The sequence below is a fragment of the Shewanella sp. S1-49-MNA-CIBAN-0167 genome (assembly GCF_040310145.1).
Classification (GTDB): Bacteria; Pseudomonadota; Gammaproteobacteria; order Enterobacterales; family Shewanellaceae; genus Shewanella; species Shewanella psychromarinicola.
In genome coordinates this window covers 167,208-189,013 of sequence record NZ_JBEOPO010000001.1, presented here as the reverse complement: position 1 = coordinate 189,013, position 21,806 = coordinate 167,208, and the positions used below count along the sequence as shown (strand labels likewise).

Here is a 21,806-nt window from a genome sequence, read left to right as displayed (position 1 = left end):
ATGAGCCACACTTCTTCACCGTCATCAACCGCCAATAGCACAGTGCATTTAGGCCAAAGCTATCTTAGTCTTGAGCAAGTAGTGGCTATCGCCAAAGGCGCCGCGGTCAAGGTGGCTGATACTGCCGACTATGTTGAATATATCCAAAAAGGCGCTCGCTTTATTGACAGCCTGCTGCATGAAGAGGGTGTGGTATATGGTGTCACCACAGGTTACGGCGACTCATGTACCGTGAATGTCAGCCTAGACTTAGTTCACGAATTACCACTGCACTTAACCCGGTTTCATGGTTGTGGTTTAGGCGATGTATTTAGCCCAATGCAAGCCCGCGCCATTATGGCTTGCCGCTTAAACTCCTTGGCTATGGGCAAGTCAGGTGTGAGTTATCTACTGCTGCAACGCATCGAATGGCTATTAAACAATGATATTACTCCGGTGATCCCTCAAGAAGGCTCGGTCGGCGCCAGCGGTGATTTAACCCCATTATCTTATCTTGCTGCTGTATTGGTTGGCGAACGAGAAGTGATGTTCCAAGGTAAACGTCAAGCGACCAAAGATGTTTATCTCAAATTCGGTATGGTGCCATTGACCTTGCGCCCTAAAGAAGGCCTAGCCTTAATGAATGGCACTGCGGTGATGACTGCGCTAGCGTGTTTAGCCTTCGATAGATCCCAGTACTTAACCCGCTTATCAAGCCGAATTACGGCCATGGCGTCGTTAACGCTCAAGGGTAACGCAAACCATTTTGATGATATTTTATTTGCCGCCAAGCCCCACCCAGGACAAAACCAGATAGCCAGCTGGATCCGTGAAGACTTAAATCATCATGTGCACCCTCGTAACTCAGATCGTTTACAAGACCGCTATTCAATTCGCTGTGCGCCGCACATTATTGGCGTACTGCAAGATGCCCTGCCCTTTATGCGCCAATTTATTGAAACCGAACTCAATAGTGCCAACGACAATCCTATTGTCGATGCTGAAGGTGAACATATCCTCCATGGCGGTCACTTTTATGGCGGCCACATCGCGTTTGCCATGGATGCGATGAAAAATGCCGTGGCCAATATAGCCGACTTAATTGATCGCCAAATGGCCTTAGTCATGGACCCTAAATTTAATAATGGTTTACCGGCTAATTTGTCTGCTGCAGAAGGCGAACGCCGCGCCATTAACCATGGTTTTAAAGCGGTACAAATTGGCGTATCCGCTTGGACTGCTGAAGCGTTAAAAAACACTATGCCCGCCAGCGTGTTTTCACGTTCAACTGAATGCCATAATCAAGATAAAGTCAGTATGGGGACTATTGCCGCACGTGATTGCATGCGGATACTGCAACTCACAGAGCAAGTCGCCGCCGCAGCATTATTGGCCATGAGCCAGGGGATCCAATTGCGTATAATGCAGCAAGAACTCGATGCAAGTTCATTAACCCCCTCTTTGGCCACTACTTTAGCCCAAGTCAGCGAAGATTTTGAACTGCTTACCGAAGACCGCCCCCTAGAAGCGGTACTGCGTCAAACTGTCGAAAAAATTCAACTAGGTCAGTGGGAGGTGTGCTAAATGAAAGGATTATTACTCACCGAAATGGAAATGGTGATCCCGTTTCACGATGTCGATTCGATGGGCATCACTTGGCATGGCAATTATTTGCGCTACTTTGAAGTGGTGCGCTGCCTATTGCTGGATAAACTCGGTTATAACTATCGCACTATGCAAGAGTCCGGTTATGCGTGGCCCATTGTCGATGTGCAAGTAAAGTATGTTAAAAGCAGCACCTTTGACCAAAAAATCAAAGTCATTGCGGCCATTGTTGAGTGGGAAAATCGCCTACGTATTAATTATCAAGTTTTCGATGCCCAAACCAATGTGCGGATCACTAAAGGCTATACCATTCAGGCAGCCGTTGAGATTGCCACCCAAGAATTATGCTTTGTCACCCCAGAAGTGTTCCTGCAAAAAATTCGCCCATTACTTGATACGAGCCAAGCTTAATGAATACTCGCAAAGGAATGTTTGCTCGGGTCAGTCGTCTCGTTATAGTGCTCTGTTTGCATATTGGCATAGTCTCGGCCAATGAACGTCCGCCAGCAAGCAACAATCAAACACTGACTCCAGAGCGGACACAAGCAAAGCCCCAACCTCTGACTCAAGCTCTGACCAAAGAGCAATTAGCTGATATTCAGACTTTGTACAGTCAACCAGCTACCACAGAAGCCCTCAGGGCTCTAGCTCAGCAATTAAATTTACAACTTGATACTAGAGGGCAGTTTATTCAGCTGCGCCACTTACAGGTGCTAAAAAAGCCCTTGCTCAGCCAAGGGCAATTTATTTTTAGTCCGGCGCAGGGATTAGTATGGCAACAACAGCGGCCGTTCAGCACCTTAATGGTGTTAAAAGATCAGCAGTTGATCCAGCAAAACAGCCAAGGCAAGGTGCAACAACTTAACGCTGCGGTCAGTGGCAACCCCATCGCGCAGCAATTACCGCGTTTATTACAAGCCATTATGGCGGGCGATATCGATGCTTTAAGTGCTGATTTTGCCTTGTTTATGCCAGCAAAAACGCCAAAAAATGCGTCATGGCAACTCGGCTTGCAAGCTAAAGATCCTCAAGTGCAAGCGTCCATGGGCAACATAACCCTCAGTGGCGACACTCAGTTACGCTCATTAATCATGACAAGTAGCCAGGCGGATATTCGCGACTATACCCAAATTCAATTTATCGATCCCCAGCAAGGGCCGCTCAGTGTAAGCGAACTGGCGCTTTTTAGCCTTGGCAATGAGTCCGTTCAATAATGATACCAAGATCGCTTGGCGCCATATTATCGCCCATTGGGCGGTTTGCCTTATGGATAGTATTGCTGCTGGCAATGTTAGCCACAGGCCTTTTGCAATGGCAGCAAGGCGCGCATATTCAGACTGACATTTTGGCTATGCTGCCGCATTTACAACAAGATAAGCTCACCGAAACAGCATTAAACAAGGTAGAACAGCAACTCGCTAATCAAGTGTACATTGCCGTTATTGCCAACAACGACAGCCAAGCTATCAGCGCAGCCAAGCAACTGATGATATCCCTTGAACAACAGACTCAACAGCCCTTTACCGCCATTCGTAGCGGCGCGGATGATCATCTGCAAGACTTGGCTAAAGTGTATTTCGAACATCGTTTTGGCTTACTGACGCCTGAACAAGCACACGCCATTGAAACAGGCCATTGGCGCCAATTGCTTAACGCTGCCCAAAGCCAACTTTATAGCGCATTTGGTTTTGCTAACAGTCAACTGCTCAGCAATGATCCGTTATTGATGTTTCCGGCTAACTTGCTGGCGTTATCGCCCAACAGTGCGCTGCGCAGCCAACAAGGGGTTTTACTGACAGATACCGTAGACGGTGTAGCTGCGATTGTCATGGCCAAAGGCCGTGATAGTGCTTTTAGCCCGACCGCTCAGCAACAGCAAATGCAAGCATTAGAATCTGCGTTTAGCCAAATTAATCAGCACTATCCCGAGGTGAGCTTTCTCAAGGCTGGGGCACTTTTTCATGCCATTGCTGCCACAGAATCAGCCAAACAAGAAATCAGCCGCATTGGCTTAATTTCCATGTTGGGGATTATCTTATTAGTCTGGTTGGCCTTTCGATCTATGATGCCGTTATTTGCCGCGCTACTGACCTTAACCTCTGGGGTGGTGTTTGCGTTTGTCGCCACCTTAAGTTTTTTTGGTGAGCTGCATTTACTGACACTGGTATTTGGCACCAGCTTAATTGGTGTAGCCATTGATTACAGCTTCCACTTTTACTGCGAAAAACAAGCTCACCCCAATGACAACGCCAGTGACACATTAACGCGTATTTTCCCTGCGCTCACCCTCGCCCTTGTTACCAGTGTCAGTGCCTTTGTCGCCATAGGGTTTACGCCATTCCCGGGGATGCAACAAGTGGCGGTATTTTGCGCCGCGGGGTTAATGGGTGCTTACCTAACCTTGTTACTGGTGTTTCCATTGCTGGGCAACCATGGGCTTAAACCCACCCGCGGATTAACCCTAGCCCAAGGTTATCTGACCGTATTGCAACGCACATTTATACCGAGTCGATTGTGGCAAAAAGTCGCCATCGCGGCACTGCTGATTGGTTTAACGGCTATATTATTTTTGGGCTTATCACAAGCTGACACCGACGATGATATTCGCCAATTACAGCAAAGCCCTGCTGCCATCACCAGCGAAGAAAACCAGCTCAGACAGCTGCTCAGCGGCGGCACAGACAACCAATTTATTTTGGTCAGCAGCCACAACGAACAAGCATTATTGCAAACATTAGAGCAACTGGTCCCCGTACTTGATAAGGCCGTTGCCGATGACGAGTTAAGCCAGGCCATTAGCCTGAGTCGCTTTATGCCCAGCATTGCGCGTCAGCGCCACGATTATCAATTACAACAACAGCTCTATCAGCAACATTTAGATGAAATCATCACCGAGATGGGCCTAAATGACAGCATAAAGACCAGCTTGCTTGCACAACTCGACCAAGCTACAACACAATGGTTAACGCCAAAAAGGGTGTTAGCCCAAGCTAATGATGATTTACATGCCCTATGGCTTGGCGCAATATCGACCACAGACAACACCGAGCAATATGGTGCAATTGTGTTGCTAGGTGGCATACACTCGTTAGTGTCCCTCGAGCAACGACTCACTGACCAAAACTGGTCTTTAGGCCAAGTGCGTTTAATCGATAAAGTCGGGGGTATATCGGCTTTAATGGGCAAGTATCGCCAACTGACATTACAGCTATTAGTGTGGGTCTTTGTGTTAGCAAGCCTACTGTTTAGCATTAAATATGGCATTAAGCTGGCGTTAGCCATCGTGGCGGTACCGGCATTATCAGTACTGCTCACCCTCGCGTGTTTAGGGCTTGTCGGCTCGAGCATCAGTTTGTTTCACGCATTAGCACTTATTTTGGTGTTAGGGATCGGGATTGATTACAGCCTGTTTTTTGCCGAGGCGAAACACACCAGTCGCGGTGTGATGATGGCAATCTTTATGTCAGCCTGTTCAACGCTATTGGCTTTTGGTTTATTGGCGCTCAGTCAAACTAATGCGATTCACTTTTTTGGATTAACACTTCTTTTTGGGATCAGTTTTGCATTCTTACTGGCACCGTTTATTTCATTTATCACTAGGAAAACACTGTAAATGTTAAGCAGTCAAACACATACAGTCAGCAACATGGACGTCGACGTTGCCATCATTGGCGCAGGCCCTTCAGGCGCTATTGCTGCAAGCCTATTACGCCAGCAAGGTCATCAGGTTATTGTTATTGAAAAACAGCATTTTCCACGTTTTTCAATTGGCGAAAGCTTACTGCCTTGTTGCATGCAGTTTCTCGAACAAGCCGGCATGTTAGAAGCGGTTAATCAGGCTGGATTTCAGTTTAAAAATGGCGCCGCATTTCGCCACCAAGGTCGCTATACTACTTTTGATTTTAATGACAAATTTACCCCTGGCCCAAGCACTACCTTTCAGGTTCAGCGGGCTGATTTTGATAAACTATTGGCAGACACAGCAATCGGTCAAGGGGTCGATATTCGTTTTGGTCATCGAGTCGATAATATTGATCTTACTGAAAATCCTCGCTTAACGGTAACGAATGAACAAGGTCAGCAATATCAAGTTAACGCTAAATTTGTGCTTGATGCCAGTGGTTTTGGTCGAGTACTACCACGATTGTTGAACCTAGAACAGCCGTCAAACCTGCCGCCTCGAAGTGCTATTTTTACCCACATTGAAGACAACATCAGCGATCCCAGCTTTGATCGTAATAAGATCCTCATTAGCGTTCACCCAAAGCATAAGGATATTTGGTACTGGTTAATCCCTTTTAACCATAACCGTTGCTCCATTGGGGTGGTGGCGGAGCCTCATTTACTGCAACATTTATCCGGTACCCTAGAACAACAACTGTTAGCGATAGTGAATGAAGAACCAGAGCTACAACGCTTACTGGCTAACGCTAATATTGTTCAACCTTGCGCCACATTGAAAGGTTATTCGGCCAATGTCACCACCTTAGCAACCAACAAGTTTGCTTTGCTGGGCAACGCTGGAGAATTCCTTGACCCGGTATTTTCATCAGGGGTAACGATTGCAATGCAGTCAGCATCAATGGCAGTAGCCAGTGTAAATAAGCAACTTAACGGTCAAACCGTTGACTGGAATACCGAGTACACAGAGCCATTAATGCAAGGGGTAAACACCTTTAGAACCTATGTCCAAGCTTGGTATGATGGACGTTTTCAAGATGTCATTTTCTATCAACAAGCCAACAGCAAGATTAAACAAATGATTTGCTCAATTTTAGCGGGCTACGCTTGGGACATGAGTAATCCGTTTGTGAAAGAGTCTGAGCGACGCCTCAACACCATTGTTGAGTTATGTCAGGAGCCCAATATTGCTTAACCTATTCGAGCATTTTATTGATTTGTTATCACGCCGTATTGTGGCCCTGCTTCTACTAAGCTTATTAACCGCTTGCAGCCAGCAAATCGTGCGGCAAACTTGTGTCCCTCTCACGGGTGAAGCACAATATTGCTTAAGTCCAACCTCGACAGTATTAACTGATGCTCATCAAGAGATTAATTTAACTCAAATGGTTAACTTTACCCGTGGGCAAGATAGCCATGAGTTATTAACCCAGCTTGAACTCAACCCACAACGGATGACGTTAGTAGGATTAGCGCCTCTTGGGCAAGCACTATTCACACTAGTGTACGATGGGCAAACCCTGCAAAGTCAGCAAAGTCTGTTATTGGGTGAGCAGTTTAAAGCGGAATATTTAATGGCGATAATGCAGATAATTTACTGGCCAACGGAGCAAGTCAATCGCCACTTAAGTGGCGGTGAATTAATGATTAAACCCTGTAATATGGGGCTATGTAAGCAACTGCTGGATGCTAATGGCGAGTTAATGAGGTTAACGTATAGCAATATAGATCCATGGTTAGCGCAAGTGAACGTTGACATCGACGCCGCTGATATTCACATAAAAATCACTCCAATTGAATAGTCAGAGCTCTACCCTAGTCATAAACAGACAGTAATAAATAGGCCATAAAACCAAGTATGAATAGTCGCATAGCAATAACTCACATCGGATTGTGTACACCTTTAGGGAACTCGCCAGAAGAGGTGCTGCCACGCCTCATTAAGGGTGATATCAGTGCCATGCAATGGCGCGATAATCTATTGTTCAATGCCCCTACCATAGTGGGTTGCATCGATGAGACACGCTTAATCGATATTGCTGATCATTTAAGTCTGTTTACGTGTCGTAATAATCGCTTATTAAATACCGCGGCACAACAACTCGTCCCTGCGATAGCACAAGCCAAACAACGTTTTGGGGCAGATCGTATCGGGGTGGTGTTAGGCACAAGCACCTCGGGTATTTCCAAAGGCGAAGCCGCGTTAAAATACCAACTTGAACATGGGCATTTTCCCCCGAGCTACCATTACTCGCAACAGGAATTGGGCAGTACCAGTGATTATCTAAAGCAGTTATTTGCACTCTCTGGCCCTTGTTATACCGTCTCGACTGCGTGTTCATCGAGCGCCAAAGTGTTTGCCAGTGCACAGCGATTACTCAATGCAGATCTCTGCGATATGGTGATTGTTGGCGGCGTAGACAGTTTGTGTCAGTTAACCGTTAATGGCTTTGCCGCATTAGAATCCATATCCAAAGGCCATTGTAATCCGTTCAGTCGCCATCGAGATGGAATTAACATTGGTGAAGGCGCGGCGTTATTTACCTTAGAACGTGGTCAAAGTGAGGTGATGTTGGCCGGGGTTGGTGAGTCTGCCGATGCACATCATATTTCGGCACCACACCCAGAAGGAACAGGCGCGATTGCCGCCATGCAACAAGCCTTAACCGCGGCGAATATTTCGCCGCAGCAAATTGATTATGTCAATCTACATGGCACCGCTACCCCTAAAAATGATGCGATGGAATCACGAGCCATAACAGCAGTATTTAGCCAATCATTACCCCCATGCAGTTCAACCAAACCGCTTACCGGTCATACCTTAGGGGCTGCGGGTGCGATTGAGGCCGCTTTTTGCTATTTATTATTAAGTCCACTTAATCATAGCAAGCGCCTACCACCTCATATCTGGGATGGTCAGTTTGATGATAACGACCCGCACATAGCGCTGGTCAATGCCAACAGTAATACTGGGTTAAGTCAGCTCAATTTCATTATGAGTAATTCATTTGCCTTTGGTGGCAGTAATGCCAGCCTGATTTTTTGTCGAAAGGATGCCTAGTTTCATGCCAACACGCACAGCAAATGCCGCTATGTTAGCGCAAGACATCAGTACTTTTATTCCGCATCGCGCGCCGATGATCTTGATTGATAACCTGTTAGAGCACTATCCAGACAGCTTGATCACTGAAACCCATATTCGCCCAGACAGTGCCTATTTTGACCGCCAACTCAATGGTGTTCCTAATTACGTGGGCATCGAATATATGGCCCAAAGCATTGCAGCATTAGCCGGTGTAGAGGCACGACTCGATCACGAAGGTATCCGAGTCGGTTTTTTACTCGGCACTCGCAAGCTACAAATGCACATAGACACGTTTACCTTAGGTGAGTCTTATCGCACTCAAGTCACCAGGTTATATCAAGAAGAGTCGGGGTTAGCGGTATTTGATTGCCATATTTATCATCAAGATACCTTAGTGGCACAAGCCAATGTCAATGTATTTCAACCCCAAGATACCCAAACCTATATTAATAACAGCCAAGTTAATAACTAACCTTTTTATCCCCATTTGAGTTCCTCGAATCAATCACGGAGAGACATTTTGAATAATAGAGTATTAGTTACCGGTTCAAGCCGAGGAATAGGCAAAGCCATCGCAATTAAATTAGCCGAGAATGGTTTTGATATTGCGCTGCACTTTCACAGCAATCATGTTGCCGCCGCACAAGTACAAAAAAGCTTATTAGATCTGGGTATTCAGGTCAGTTTACTGCAATTTGATATTGCTGACCGTCAGGCAGTTAAGCTTGCTATCGAAACTGACATTGCCGAACACGGAGCCTATTATGGCGTTATTCTCAATGCAGGTATCAACCGCGACACCGCTTTTCCAGCCATGACTGAACACGAATGGGACAGTGTCATTCACACTAACCTTGATGGTTTTTATAATGTTATTCATCCTACGGTTATGCCTATGGTTCAAGCTCGTAAAGGCGGACGTATTATCACTCTCGCCTCAGTGTCAGGCATCGCAGGTAACCGTGGTCAAGTGAATTACAGCGCCTCAAAAGCGGGGATTATTGGTGCAACCAAAGCCCTATCACTTGAGTTGGCAAAACGAAAAATCACCGTTAATTGTATCGCCCCAGGGCTAATTGAAACCGACATGGTGACGGACATTTCAACCGATATGGTCAACCAAATGGTGCCGATGAAGCGCATGGGTAAACCCAGTGAAATAGCCGGCCTTGCTAACTTTTTATTGTCAGACGATGCCGCCTATATTACACGCCAAGTGATTTCAGTTAACGGAGGCATGATATGAAGCGTGTTGTCGTTACAGGCATGGGGGGAATTTGTGCATTGGGTCAGGACTGGGCGCAAATTAAAGCCAGCCTACTCGCTAAACATAACTGCGTCATTCAAATGGATGAATGGGATCGCTACCCAGGGTTAAATACTCGCCTTGCCGCGCCTGTGACCGAGTTTGTTCTCCCTAAACACTATTCACGTAAAAAAATTCGCTCAATGGGGCGAGTCTCCATGATGGCCACTCGCGCCAGTGAACTCGCGCTTGAAGATGCTGGTCTGTTAAATGATCCTATTGTTAACTCTGGCCAAGTAGGCGTGGCTTACGGCTCATCAACTGGCAGTACCGATCCGATAATGGGATTTGGCGATATGTTAAAAACCGGCGATATGTCAGGGTTAACCGCTACCAGCTATATCCGCATGATGGCCCACACTACGGCCGTAAATATTGGCGTGTTTTTTGGCTTACAAGGCCGAGTCCATACTACCAGCAGTGCATGTACTTCTGCGAGCCAAGGTATTGGCTACGCTTATGAAGCGATTAAATATGGTATGCAAACCATTATGTTAGCGGGTGGCGCTGAAGAACTTTGTCCTACCGAAGCTGTGGTATTTGATACTTTGTTTGCTACCAGCACCAAAAATGATACGCCAGCTCAAACACCACGCCCATTTGACAGTCAACGTGATGGTTTAGTGATAGGTGAAGGTGCTTGTACTCTTATATTAGAAGAGCTTGAGCACGCTCAAGCCCGTGGCGCCAAAATTTATGCTGAACTGGTTGGTTTTGGAACCAATTCAGATGGACAACACGTGACCCAACCCAATGCAAAAACCATGGAAGTGGCGATTCGTTTAGCCTTAAAAGATGCCGCGTTAACGCCACAAGACATTGGTTATATTAGTGCCCATGGCACCGCAACCGATCGCGGTGACATTGCTGAAACCGCCGCTACCCATGCTGTATTTGGCACGAATACGCCGATTTCATCACTAAAAAGTTACACCGGTCATACCTTAGGTGCCTGTGGTTCATTGGAAGCGTGGACCAGTATTGAAATGATGAACGAAGGCTGGTTTGCGCCAACACTCAACCTCACCAATATTGACCCACAATGCGCCCCGCTCGATTACATTAAAGACGATATCCGCCTTATCGATACAGACTATGTCATGAGCAATAATTTTGCCTTTGGGGGCATTAATACTTCATTGATTTTTAAACGCTGGCATTAATGGCAACGGGGAGTCAGTAATTTGCCAATAAGAGTAAAATCCGACATAAAAAAACGCTTAATGAAACGTTAAAGTCTCATTAAGCGTTAAGTTTTTAAGCAGAGAACTTTATTTAAGTAACGGTATATACCCAAGCCACTTCAACATGCTCGTTTCAGGGCTCCCGTAGGATAACTGAACAAGTCAGTGATTGAAGAGAATGGTTATTCCCTTTTTAATATCACTATTCCAAGGTTCTAGGACGCTGCGCGGCTAGATGCTATAAAATCTTAGCCGCGAAGCTGTCCCTAGCAGACCGAAGCTCGCTCTAGCAGCCGCAGGCGCCCTATTCTTAGACCCTTGAACTCTGTCACTTATGGACATGCACAATCCTGCATTTCGAGGTCGTTTGGGTATGAATTAATTAAAGTGAAAGTTCATCGATAGCAAGCTTAGCTTGGCTAATGCCGGCTTCTGCAGCATCAGGGCCCATATTTAAGGCTTCTGCATAAATCGTTTCCACATTGTTAATCCCAATAAAACCTAATAATGTCGTTAGGTAAGGCACCACATGGTCAGTTGCACCATCTTTGTGGACGCCACCGCGAGTGGTAACAATAATCGCCCGCTTACCTTCAATTAAGCCAACCGGTCCTGTTGCAGTATAACTAAACGTCACACCTACACGAGCGATGAAATCAATCCAATTTTTTAACGTCGTAGGAATGGTGAAATTGTACATGGGCGCTGCAATAATAATGCTGTCATGCTGTTTAATTTCAGCCACTAATTCGTTCGATAGCGCGAGTGCTGATAATTGACGCTCAGAAAGATCCTCACCACCGCGTAAACCTGTAGCAAGTTCACCATCTAACATTGGCACGGGTTGGCTGCCTAAATCACGCACGGTGATCTGCGCACCTTTACGGCTCCATTGCTGATGTAAATAGTCCACTAATGCTGAAGATTGTGAATAACTGCCTAGAATGCTTGATTTTAAAATTAATACTTTTGCCATTGTTAATTCTCACCCATCTGTTTGTTGGGTCACATGGCTATGCGCCTGACCAATGAAATGAGTATATTGATCTATAAAAAAGAAAAATAGCGCAATAATTTTGCAGTTACGTTCGATAAAATAGAAAGTAATACCCGTCCATTAATTATCTACTCTGAGCTAACAATCTTTGGCGGAAACGATACAAATTGTCCGGTAAACGTGGCGCACATAATCTCATCACAATACAGAGCCACTTCTAAGGTGATTTTCACTAGCTGACCACGGGTTAATGGAGTCAAATCGGTATAAGGCCAAATGACTTTGGCATAAGGCTGTTTAGTAACCGGTTTTAAATACCTTACTTTCGCATCAGCTAATACAATGTCGCCATGTGCTTGAGATAATTGCTGCTGTAACCACACCATTCCCCATCCGGTTAATGTCATTAAGGTATAGATGCTGCCCGCAAACATGGTGTGATGTAAATTAATGTTGGGAGCAATAGGCGCTGTGACCTGTAAGCTATCACCATTAAACAATACTGGTGTAATCTGCATAAACTTACTGGCAGGGATGGTATTGTGCCAAGTTTCACACAAAGTCTGTAATAATGCGCTGACCTCGGCATCTGATTGTGCTTCGGTCAATGACAAATCGAACATAGCAATATCCCTCTGATGACAACGAGTGGACCATACACAACAGATACACTTTATACTTGTAAATTAAAGGTCACAGGACCGTCATTGACCAACTCAACCTGCATCTCTGCACCAAATTGGCCGGTTTCAGTAATGGCCCCTTGTTGACGACAATAGTCCACAAACGCCTGATAGAGACGATCGGCTTGCTCAGGGGTTGCTGCGCTCGAAAAGCTGGGCCTTAAGCCTTTATCGGTATCGGCTACCAAGGTAAATTGTGACACCACCAGTAACTGTCCGGCGACTTGTGCCAGATTAAGATTCATTTTGCCATTTTCATCACTAAACACCCGATAACGAATGACTTTTGTGGCTAGCTTAACCATTTTCTCAATATTATCTTCACGCTCTACACCTAGTAATACTAACAAGCCTTGGTCAATTTTGCCGACTATCGTGCTATCTACCGAGACGGATGCGCGTTTAACACGTTGAATTAATGCAATCATAACGGCCCTAAAAATAGACTATTGGGTGACAATTATTGGATAAACTAATCACGATCACTCCTAATACTTATCAGATGACGATACCGATTTACTCACCACCCGCTGATCATCCACATTATTAATATGATCATCTTTAGGCTCAGTAAATATTTCGGCTTTTAGGTCGTCAGCGATAACAGCCAAACTGCCTAAATATTCTGGTAATGCCGCAGTAATTTCTGCCCCAAGTAATACAATAATCCACGATAAATACACCCATACAAACAAAATAGGGATCACTGCCAGCGCACCATATATGGCTTCATAACTCGGAAATTGAGTCACGTAAAACGCAAAGCCTTTTTTACCCGCTTCAAATAATACCGCCGCAACAATGGCCCCCAATAAGGCATGTAAAAAATGCACTTTCTTATTCGGCACGACCATATATAAAAGCAATATCGATGCAACAGAAAACAGCAATGGCAGACGCTCAATAATCCTCGGAACTAATCCAGACAACTCACTACCCGTCACCACCTCTAATGACACCACATATGAGGTTGCCAGCAAACTTGCACCAATAAGAACAGGGCCAAGCGTCAATACCATCCAGTACATCGAAAATGACACCACGTAAGAGCGCTGTTCAGTGATCCGCCAAATGTTATTCAGTGCTTTGTCGATAGCAGAAATCAGCATAATGGCAACGAACACTAACGCAACAATACCCACAAAGGTCCCTTTAGATGCATTGGCCACAAACTCATTAATATGCACTTGAACCGTATCACCCGCAGCAGGTATAAAATTATTATAAATAAATCCTTCAATATTACCGCGAATGCCTTTAAACACCGGAAACGCAGATAGCATAGACATAGTAACGGCCACCATAGGCACCAGTGACAACAAGGTCACATAAGCCAAATGACCTGCTCGTATATTGATTTGGTCTTCAGTAAGCCGTTGTTTGAGATGGCGTAGAAACTGCCAAACCCCGCTAAAAAAAGCCACAATCGGGCTGTAATCAAACTTTTTGGGCATAATAATCCTTCTTTCTTGCCACGTTAGGGGAGATAACGTTTGTATTCAGTCACTAACTTCGTACAATGTTATAACATATTAGTCATCGAACAATGGAGCAAATTGATGTCACAACAAGGTTCGGCGGGCAATGTGCTCGCTGCTGTCGCTAGTTTTTTTTTCCCGGGCTTAGGTCAGCTTTTACAAGGGCGTATTTTAGCGGCTTTGTTATTCTTCTGCATTACTGCCGTTTGCTATTTCTTTTTTGTGTTGGTCATCCCAGCCATTATCGGTGGTTTATTCCATTTATGGAGCATCATCGACGCAGCAAAATTTAAATCAGGCAGTTAACCTCAACGAGGTCACTTTTCGCCTCAGACAATAAAAGAGACACATTGATGAAAAAATGGATATCACTGGCGCTATTAAGTAGCAGTTTACTGTTGAGCGGCTGTCAAAGTGCCTATTACGGTGCAATGGAAAAAGTTGGCTATCACAAGCGCGACATCATGGTCGATAGAGTGCAAAGTGCTAAAGAGTCGCAACAAGAAGCTCAGGAGCAATTTAGTTCTGCTTTGGAAGAAATGCAGGCTCTATTGGCGTTTGATGGTGGTGATTTAGACGATGCCTATAACAAAGCAAAAGATGAGTATGAATCTGCGCAGTCAGCGGCAGATGAAGTCAGTCGCCGTATTGAAAAAGTTGAAGATGTCGCTGAAGCATTATTTGACGAATGGCAAACTGAAATCGAAGAGATAAGTAAAGCCAGTTTACGCCGTAACAGCACCAATACGCTCAACAAGACCAAGCGGTCATATTACTCGCTAGTCAAAAGTATGCGTCGGGCAGAAGCCAAAATGCCACCGATTTTAACCGCGATGAAAGACAATATGCTGTATTTAAAACATAACCTAAACGCACAAGCCATTGGCGCAATTAAAGGCGAATTTGCCAATTTACAGACGGATATTTCCAGCCTGATTAACGAAATGAACAAATCGATTGCCGAATCGAATCAGTTTATTGCCTCAATGGAACAAGGTTAAACCTTACCTACCTATATCAAGTAACGCCCTTAGCGGTAACCTATGCTGTTATAGTCTATGACGGCCTAGGAGCTGCTTTTGGGGATTTATAGTAATGTGCTTAGTCAATCGGCGACTGGTCCACAGGTAAAGCCGTACGGCTAAATATTTGCTTCAAAACCACTGTAGTTTCAATGCTGGCGACAAACTTGAGGTTACCGAGTGATTTCTTGATAAATTGTTCATAGGAAACTAGGTCTTTGGCGACTATTTTGAGCAAATAATCATAGGCTCCGGTTATCACAGCACATTCCATCACTTGAGGTAGTGGTGCCATGGTTGATTCAAATAATGCTGTCGACTGATCAGTATGTTCTGTTAAGCGTACCGAGGTATAAACCACAATATTCAACCCCACTTTAAGAGGATCAACCTGCGCACCATAACCCAAAATCACTTTATCTTGTTCAAGCTTTTTTACTCGTCGTAAACAAGGAGTATCTGACATATTAACCTTATCGGCTAATTCAGAAATAGCCATTCGGCCCTGACGTTGTAAGATTTCTAATAGCTTGAGGTCTTTCTTATCCATTGAACAAGTCGCTTTTTAGTGAGTGATTAGTGTTATAAATATCATATTTATGAGTGAAATCCTCTACAAATTTACCACACTATCAATTTATTCAATGAGATGGTCTGTCACACTTTTGCTCTATAGAGTCTAGAAACTGCACAACATCAACCACAATCACATTGATAGCGTCACAATAATAGAGATAAAAGTAACTATATGTCTGAGTTTAGCAGGCGCTAACACTGATCAATATACACTTCAACTAGCGGAGTTTGACCCACGGCCTGAGGCTGGGAATAACGAATTTCACATTTATTGGCGGCATATTCTGCGTTAGGCCGAATACGAAGACCTGAACGTCCAGAATCGGTATAGGTTGTTAAAATAAACTCACCACCATCACTGATGTCGGCAATATTGGTCATTCGAGCTATTCCAGCACCAGTATGGCGCGGATATCCATAAGCTAAGGTGATTGATTGGCCCAGTACAATCAGACTGTTACCAAGGCCATTACCCGTACCTGCTGCCGCCGTTTCATCACAATCAGTACTGATTGTGCAAGCTGAATAAACCAATGTTTTACTGCTGTTAATTGCACCAGCTACGCCTTGCATCGTGCTCGCATAAGCATTGCTTTTTAACCCTATAAATTGGGGCGCGACCATAACAGCAAGAATGCCTAAAATAATAATTACCACAACAAGTTCTATTAAGGTAAAACCTTGCTGTTTACGCCACGAAAAATGCCCATGGTTTACTACGCTTGTCACCCTCAACCCAAATTTCCTTAAGCCAAATAGGATACTGTCTCTATATCCCTTTTATAACGTTAGTTAACCTCAACTCGGATTAGTAGGCGAGCTAAGTCGATTAATTAGGTGAATAAAAGGAGCTTATTTTCTATCGGCAATACATTATGCACATCTGTCTATAAATGCAACCGCCGCCACAACAACTTAATAAACTTGTTATCTTTTTTAGCTCAGAAACAAAAAAACCCGATAATCAATTACCGGGTTTTTCTATTACTTGCTTGCCTATGCAATTCGATTCAAGAATTACAAGCTGTAGTACATTTCAAACTCAAGCGGATGAGTCGTACGCGCTACACGTTCAGATTCTGCTGTTTTAAGCTGAATATAAGACTGGATAAAGTCTTCGCTGAACACGCCACCTTTAGTCAAGAACTCATGGTCCGCTTGTAAATTTTCAAGTGCGTTTTCTAATGAAGTCGCAACCTGTGGGATCTCAGCCGCTTCTTCAGCAGGCAAGTCATACAGATCTTTGTCCATTGCTTCACCTGGGTGGATCTTGTTTTGAATACCGTCAAGACCGGCCATTAGCAATGCCGAAAACGCTAAGTATGGGTTGGCATGTGGATCAGGGAAACGCGCTTCGATACGACGACCTTTAGGGCTTGGTACCACTGGAATACGAATTGACGCGCTGCGGTTACGTGCAGAATATGCAAGCATCACAGGCGCTTCAAAATGCGGTACCAAACGCTTGTAAGAGTTTGTGCTTGGGTTAGTGAATGCATTCAATGCACGAGCATGCTTAATGATGCCGCCAATGTAGTAAAGCGCAAGGTCACTCAAACCAGCATACTTATCACCAGCGAATAAGTTTACCCCGTCTTTAGCTAAAGACTGATGCACGTGCATGCCACTGCCGTTGTCACCCACGATTGGTTTTGGCATAAATGTCGCTGTCTTGCCATAAGCATGAGCCATGTTATGAACAACATACTTAAGGATTTGAATTTCGTCAGCTTTCTTAGTCAATGTATTGAATCGTGTTGCGATTTCATTTTGACCAGCTGTGGCCACTTCGTGGTGATGCGCTTCAACCACTTGACCCATTTCTTCAAGTACTAAACACATTGCAGAGCGTAAGTCTTGTGACGAATCAACTGGCGCAACTGGGAAGTAACCCCCCTTCACCATTGGACGATGACCGGTGTTGCCTTCTTCATAGCTTTTAGCTGAGTTCCATGAAGCTTCTTTAGCGTCAATCTTCACGAAACAACCTGACATATCAGTACCAAAACGGACATCGTCAAATATGAAGAATTCAGGCTCTGGACCAATCAATACGGTATCAGCAATGCCAGTAGAAATAAGATACTGTTCGGCTTTTTTGGCAATAGAACGAGGATCGCGATCATAACCTGTCATGGTACCCGGTTCTAAAATATCACAACGAATAAGTGCGGTCGTTTCTTCCGTGAAAGGGTCTAACACAAAAGTCGTTGGATCTGGCATTAACACCATGTCAGATTCATTAATGCCTTTCCAACCTACAATTGAAGAACCGTCAAACATTTTGCCGTCTTCAAAGAAATCTTCATTTACTTGGTGAGATGGGATAGAAACGTGCTGCTCTTTACCTTTAGTGTCGGTAAAGCGTAAGTCTACAAACTTAACTTCTAACTCTTCTAGTTGTTTTAAAACTGATTCAACTGACATTCTCAAGCCTCCGGTAGGGTAAAGGGTTGTCCCTTAATATAATCTTGGTATTCGCCAGATGATGCATCTGCAAAACGAATATTTACATAATAACAGCAGTGAAGCGATATTCATGCCAGTTCGTTAACTAGTTGATTTTATGAAGATGAGAACGTTCCCTCATCTTCTAAATTATGATTTTGCACCAATGACGTGCATTACTATGTTTCATCATAGTGCAAAAGTCCATAATAGTGCGTCATGTTAATGCTGGTGTTTTAATCATGCCACATTTTGCATCACACCTCGATTATGTTTAATATATAAACGTTTTATACTGTTTTTTGAGGCTTAGTAAACGAAAGATTTACATGTGTTCAAAAATAATCCTATCTACAAAAGCTGCTGTGAAGTAGAATGGCACGCTTTTTTACAGTAGCTGTAATAATAAATAGCTTCTGTTAGCTCCCTTTTTTTTTTGATGGTTTAGAGGTTTATCCGTGCTAGAGAATTTACGTAACATCGCCATTATTGCCCACGTTGACCATGGCAAAACAACCCTGGTAGACAAAATGTTGGCGCAGTCAGGAACCCTTGCATCTCGTGGAGAAGCTACTGAGCGGGTTATGGATTCTAACGATCTTGAAAAAGAACGTGGGATCACCATTCTGGCAAAGAATACTGCCATCCAGTGGAACGACTACCGTATTAACATCGTAGATACTCCTGGCCACGCCGATTTCGGTGGCGAAGTAGAACGTGTTCTATCTATGGTCGATTCAGTATTATTGTTGGTTGACGCAGTTGATGGTCCAATGCCACAAACTCGCTTTGTAACCAAGAAAGCCTTCGCTCAAGGCCTTAAGCCAATTGTTGTTATCAACAAAATTGACCGTCCAAGTGCTCGTCCAGATTGGGTTATTGACCAAGTATTCGATTTATTCGTTAACTTAGGTGCCACTGACGAACAATTAGATTTCCCAATCGTTTATGCTTCTGCATTAAATGGTTTTGCAACGTTAGATCCAGATGTAGCTAGCGATGATATGACGCCGCTGTTTCAAACTATCGTTGAGAAAGTAGCTTTCCCTGACGCGGATGCGGAAGCGCCGTTCCAAATGCAAATTTCTCAAATCGATTATAACTCATACGTGGGTGTTATCGGTATTGGCCGTATTACCCGTGGTAACGTTAAGACTAACCAACAAGTGACTATTATTGGCGCTGACGGTAAGACTCGTAACGGTAAAATGGGCCAAGTATTAGGTTATATGGGTCTAGAACGTAATGAAGTTGCCATTGCCAATGCGGGTGACATCGTTGCGATTACCGGTTTAGGCGAGCTTAAGATCTCTGACACTATCTGTGCAGTGGGTGCCGTAGAGGCAATGCCGCCGTTAACTGTTGATGAACCTACACTAACAATGACGTTCCAAGTAAACACTTCTCCGTTCGCGGGTAAAGAAGGTAAGTATGTGACTTCACGTAACATTCTTGAGCGTTTACAGACTGAATTAGTTCACAACGTCGCACTTCGTGTTGAAGAAACTGACAGTCCAGATCGTTTCCGTGTATCAGGTCGTGGTGAATTACACTTATCGATTTTAATTGAAAACATGCGTCGTGAAGGCTACGAATTAGCTGTATCGCGTCCAGAAGTTATTCTGAAAACCGTCGATGGTGAGCTACATGAACCCTACGAAACAGTAACGGTTGACGTTGAAGAAGGTCATCAAGGTACCGTAATTGAAAAATTAGGTATTCGTAAAGCTGAAATGAAAGATATGCAGCTTGATGGTAAAGGTCGTGTTCGTATTGACTTTATTATCCCAAGCCGTGGTTTGATTGGTTTCCAAACTGAGTTCTTAACCTCAACATCGGGTACTGGTCTAATTTATCATTCATTTGATCACTACGGTCCACACAAAGGTGGCGATATTGGTCAACGTGCTAACGGCGTAATGATTTCAAACGGAACAGGTAAGTCACTAACGTTCGCACTCTTTACTTTACAAGACCGTGGTCGTTTGTTTATTGGCCACGCGGCTGAAGTGTATGAAGGTCAAGTAGTTGGTATCCATGCTCGCTCTAACGATTTGACAATAAACTGTCTCAAAGGTAAGCAGCTAACTAACATGCGCGCATCAGGTACTGATGAAGCGCAAGTATTGACGACTCCGATTACACTGACTCTTGAGCAGGCTCTTGAGTTCATCGATGATGATGAATTAGTTGAAGTGACTCCTAAGAATATTCGTGTTCGTAAGAGATACTTAACTGAAAACGAACGTAAGCGTCATAACCGCAGTTAATCAGTATTAAACTGTAGCAGATTACATTTGCTACTCTTGATACCTAAAAAGCCCAGATGCCTGCATCTGGGCTTTTTGTTGCCTAGTATATACAGGCTAAAAGCGAAAGAGCCTAGAACGCTGCGCTGCTAGTACGCTTCGCGGCTAGAGGCTATAAAGTCAACAGCCTAGCAGCTAAGCAACTCTAGCAGTGACAAAGTCACGCCCTAACAGCGAAGCGACAACACTAACAGTGACGAAGTCACGCCCTAACCGCGAAGCGACACTAGCAGTGACGAAGTCACGCCCTAACCGCGAAGCGACACTAGCAGTGACGAAGTCACGCCCTAGCAGCGAAGCGACTCTAGCAGGACGCAGTCCGCCCTAGCAGCGAAGCGACTCTAGCGATACAAGATGAAAATATTTAACTAGATATTTTACGTAAACGCAGATAGATTGAAATCAATATCATTTTTAGGGAGAACATATGAGTATGTTGCAACAGGTAAGCGTCGCTAAAAAAGCCAATGTACATTTTAACGGTAAAGTGATCAGTAGAAGCGTAGTGTTAGCAGATGGAAGTAAACAAACTCTGGGTGTTGTATTGCCTGGTGAATATGAGTTCTCCACTGCTCAAGGCGAAATAATGCAGGTCATTTCTGGCGAGTTTGACGTGTTATTACCGGGTCAAACTGAGTGGGCCACTTACGCTACAGGCAGCCAGTTTGAACTTGCACCAAACGTGAGCTTCAGTCTCCGTACGGCACAAATTTCAGAATACTGCTGCCAATACATCTAGTGTTGTTGCACCTAAATAAACAATAGCGGCTTAATATTGCCCGCTTATATTCAGCTTAATCAAAACAGTTTAAGCTGATTTTTTCTTTAAAAACGTCTACTCTATTGAAACTATCGTTTTATGGAGTGCATCATGCGCCTTATCATACTTATTGGTTTACTATTATTGAGTGCCCAAAGCCTTGCGACGGTATACCGTTGGGTAGATGAAAATGGCAAAGTGCATTACTCAGATGAACCCAAAAATAATGCTGAAGCTATTGATCTAAATGAAAACACGCAAAATAATATAACGATTAATATACCTAAAAAACTCAATGTAACGCCTACAACAGAAACTCAAATTAACTACACTATCTCGATTACCTCCCCTCAACAAGAAGCCACTGTCCGTGATAATAACGGTAATTTTACCGTGTCTGCTAGCGTTGCGCCCAAGTTACCACGTGGAGTGTTGCTGACATTATTAATCGATGGGGTTGTCACTGTTCCACCTCAAGCATCGAATGTATTCCAATTAACAGGCATTAATCGAGGTGAACATTCCCTTGTTGTTAATGCTGTAACGCAAAGCGGCAAAGTCCTTGCATCAAGCTCTCCTAGAAAGATATTCCTTCACCAAGCATCAGTATTTGGGCCCGCAAATAAGTCTAAATAATTAAGATAAAAACCACTTAATTCATTACCTTATACTTTTATGTTTGGCTATCTATCT

Annotated in this window: 22 protein-coding genes; 15 read left to right on the top strand and 7 right to left on the bottom strand. The window is 44.2% G+C overall.

The window, feature by feature from the left end; all coding sequences use genetic code 11:
- From AAEZ00_RS00860 to AAEZ00_RS00815, 10 genes are read left to right on the top strand one after another with little or no spacing between them, the layout of a single operon-like run.
- Positions 1-1,563, top strand: a complete 1,563-nt coding sequence (locus tag AAEZ00_RS00860) for an HAL/PAL/TAL family ammonia-lyase (RefSeq protein ID WP_351077640.1) — start codon at positions 1-3, stop codon at positions 1,561-1,563.
- Complete coding sequence (locus AAEZ00_RS00855) at positions 1,564-1,995, top strand: acyl-CoA thioesterase (protein WP_101033088.1); 432 nt, start codon at positions 1,564-1,566, stop codon at positions 1,993-1,995.
- Positions 1,995-2,798, top strand: coding sequence for an outer membrane lipoprotein carrier protein LolA (locus tag AAEZ00_RS00850; RefSeq protein ID WP_351077644.1), 804 nt, complete (start codon positions 1,995-1,997; stop codon positions 2,796-2,798). Before AAEZ00_RS00855 ends, AAEZ00_RS00850 begins: the two co-directional genes overlap by 1 nt.
- The gene (locus tag AAEZ00_RS00845) at positions 2,798-5,197 is read left to right on the top strand and encodes an MMPL family transporter (RefSeq protein ID WP_351088047.1); all 2,400 of its coding nucleotides are present in this window, start codon (positions 2,798-2,800) and stop codon (positions 5,195-5,197) included. Before AAEZ00_RS00850 ends, AAEZ00_RS00845 begins: the two co-directional genes overlap by 1 nt.
- Positions 5,198-6,460, top strand: a complete 1,263-nt coding sequence (locus tag AAEZ00_RS00840) for an NAD(P)/FAD-dependent oxidoreductase (protein ID WP_101033091.1) — start codon at positions 5,198-5,200, stop codon at positions 6,458-6,460.
- Positions 6,453-7,067, top strand: a complete 615-nt coding sequence (locus AAEZ00_RS00835) for a DUF3261 domain-containing protein (protein ID WP_335686690.1) — start codon at positions 6,453-6,455, stop codon at positions 7,065-7,067. The genes AAEZ00_RS00840 and AAEZ00_RS00835 overlap by 8 nt, the downstream gene beginning before the upstream one ends.
- A 56-nt stretch (positions 7,068-7,123) precedes the next feature.
- On the top strand, positions 7,124-8,326 hold the full coding sequence (locus AAEZ00_RS00830) for a beta-ketoacyl-[acyl-carrier-protein] synthase family protein (RefSeq protein ID WP_124013182.1): 1,203 nt from the start codon (positions 7,124-7,126) through the stop codon (positions 8,324-8,326).
- 4 nt (positions 8,327-8,330) lie between these two features.
- A complete protein-coding gene (locus AAEZ00_RS00825; RefSeq protein WP_101033093.1) occupies positions 8,331-8,822 on the top strand; it encodes a hotdog family protein in 492 nt (163 codons plus the stop codon).
- Positions 8,823-8,870: 48 nt separating this feature from the next.
- Entirely contained in the window at positions 8,871-9,596 is a 726-nt protein-coding gene (locus AAEZ00_RS00820) for a 3-ketoacyl-ACP reductase FabG2 (protein WP_101033094.1), read from the top strand.
- Complete coding sequence (locus AAEZ00_RS00815) at positions 9,593-10,819, top strand: beta-ketoacyl-ACP synthase (protein ID WP_101033095.1); 1,227 nt, start codon at positions 9,593-9,595, stop codon at positions 10,817-10,819. The genes AAEZ00_RS00820 and AAEZ00_RS00815 overlap by 4 nt, the downstream gene beginning before the upstream one ends.
- 403 nt (positions 10,820-11,222) lie before the next feature.
- Here the strand turns inward: AAEZ00_RS00815 and AAEZ00_RS00810 are convergent, their stop codons facing one another.
- The 4 genes from AAEZ00_RS00810 to AAEZ00_RS00795 form a co-directional block, all read right to left on the bottom strand.
- Entirely contained in the window at positions 11,223-11,816 is a 594-nt protein-coding gene (locus tag AAEZ00_RS00810; RefSeq protein WP_124013181.1) for an FMN-dependent NADH-azoreductase, read from the bottom strand.
- 149 nt (positions 11,817-11,965) lie between these two features.
- A complete protein-coding gene (locus tag AAEZ00_RS00805) occupies positions 11,966-12,460 on the bottom strand; it encodes a thioesterase domain-containing protein (protein WP_124013180.1) in 495 nt (164 codons plus the stop codon).
- A 50-nt stretch (positions 12,461-12,510) separates the two neighbouring features.
- On the bottom strand, positions 12,511-12,948 hold the full coding sequence (dtd, locus tag AAEZ00_RS00800) for a D-aminoacyl-tRNA deacylase (protein ID WP_124013179.1): 438 nt from the start codon (positions 12,946-12,948) through the stop codon (positions 12,511-12,513).
- Between the two features lie 60 nt (positions 12,949-13,008).
- Positions 13,009-13,974: a virulence factor BrkB family protein gene (locus AAEZ00_RS00795; RefSeq protein WP_101033099.1), complete on the bottom strand. Its 966-nt coding sequence runs from the start codon at positions 13,972-13,974 to the stop codon at positions 13,009-13,011.
- 105 nt (positions 13,975-14,079) lie between these two features.
- Between AAEZ00_RS00795 and AAEZ00_RS00790 the strand changes: the two genes are divergently transcribed.
- The gene (locus AAEZ00_RS00790) at positions 14,080-14,304 is read left to right on the top strand and encodes a hypothetical protein (protein ID WP_101033100.1); all 225 of its coding nucleotides are present in this window, start codon (positions 14,080-14,082) and stop codon (positions 14,302-14,304) included.
- 47 nt (positions 14,305-14,351) lie between these two features.
- Positions 14,352-14,999, top strand: coding sequence for a DUF2959 domain-containing protein (locus tag AAEZ00_RS00785; protein WP_101033101.1), 648 nt, complete (start codon positions 14,352-14,354; stop codon positions 14,997-14,999).
- 100 nt (positions 15,000-15,099) lie between these two features.
- Here the strand turns inward: AAEZ00_RS00785 and AAEZ00_RS00780 are convergent, their stop codons facing one another.
- The 3 genes from AAEZ00_RS00780 to glnA form a co-directional block, all read right to left on the bottom strand.
- A complete protein-coding gene (locus AAEZ00_RS00780) occupies positions 15,100-15,570 on the bottom strand; it encodes an Lrp/AsnC family transcriptional regulator (RefSeq protein WP_124013178.1) in 471 nt (156 codons plus the stop codon).
- Between the two features lie 218 nt (positions 15,571-15,788).
- A complete protein-coding gene (locus tag AAEZ00_RS00775) occupies positions 15,789-16,325 on the bottom strand; it encodes a type II secretion system protein (RefSeq protein ID WP_124013177.1) in 537 nt (178 codons plus the stop codon).
- 288 nt (positions 16,326-16,613) lie between these two features.
- Entirely contained in the window at positions 16,614-18,023 is a 1,410-nt protein-coding gene (gene glnA / locus AAEZ00_RS00770; RefSeq protein WP_101033104.1) for a glutamate--ammonia ligase, read from the bottom strand.
- 479 nt (positions 18,024-18,502) lie between these two features.
- Between glnA and typA the strand changes: the two genes are divergently transcribed.
- The 3 genes from typA to AAEZ00_RS00755 all read left to right on the top strand — a co-directional run bounded on the left by typA (position 18,503) and on the right by AAEZ00_RS00755 (position 21,749).
- Complete coding sequence (gene typA, locus AAEZ00_RS00765) at positions 18,503-20,314, top strand: translational GTPase TypA (RefSeq protein ID WP_101033105.1); 1,812 nt, start codon at positions 18,503-18,505, stop codon at positions 20,312-20,314.
- Between the two features lie 466 nt (positions 20,315-20,780).
- Positions 20,781-21,092, top strand: a complete 312-nt coding sequence (ppnP, locus tag AAEZ00_RS00760; RefSeq protein ID WP_351088043.1) for a pyrimidine/purine nucleoside phosphorylase — start codon at positions 20,781-20,783, stop codon at positions 21,090-21,092.
- Between the two features lie 132 nt (positions 21,093-21,224).
- The gene (locus tag AAEZ00_RS00755) at positions 21,225-21,749 is read left to right on the top strand and encodes a DUF4124 domain-containing protein (RefSeq protein WP_351088041.1); all 525 of its coding nucleotides are present in this window, start codon (positions 21,225-21,227) and stop codon (positions 21,747-21,749) included.
- The last annotated feature ends 57 nt before the right edge of the window (positions 21,750-21,806 follow it).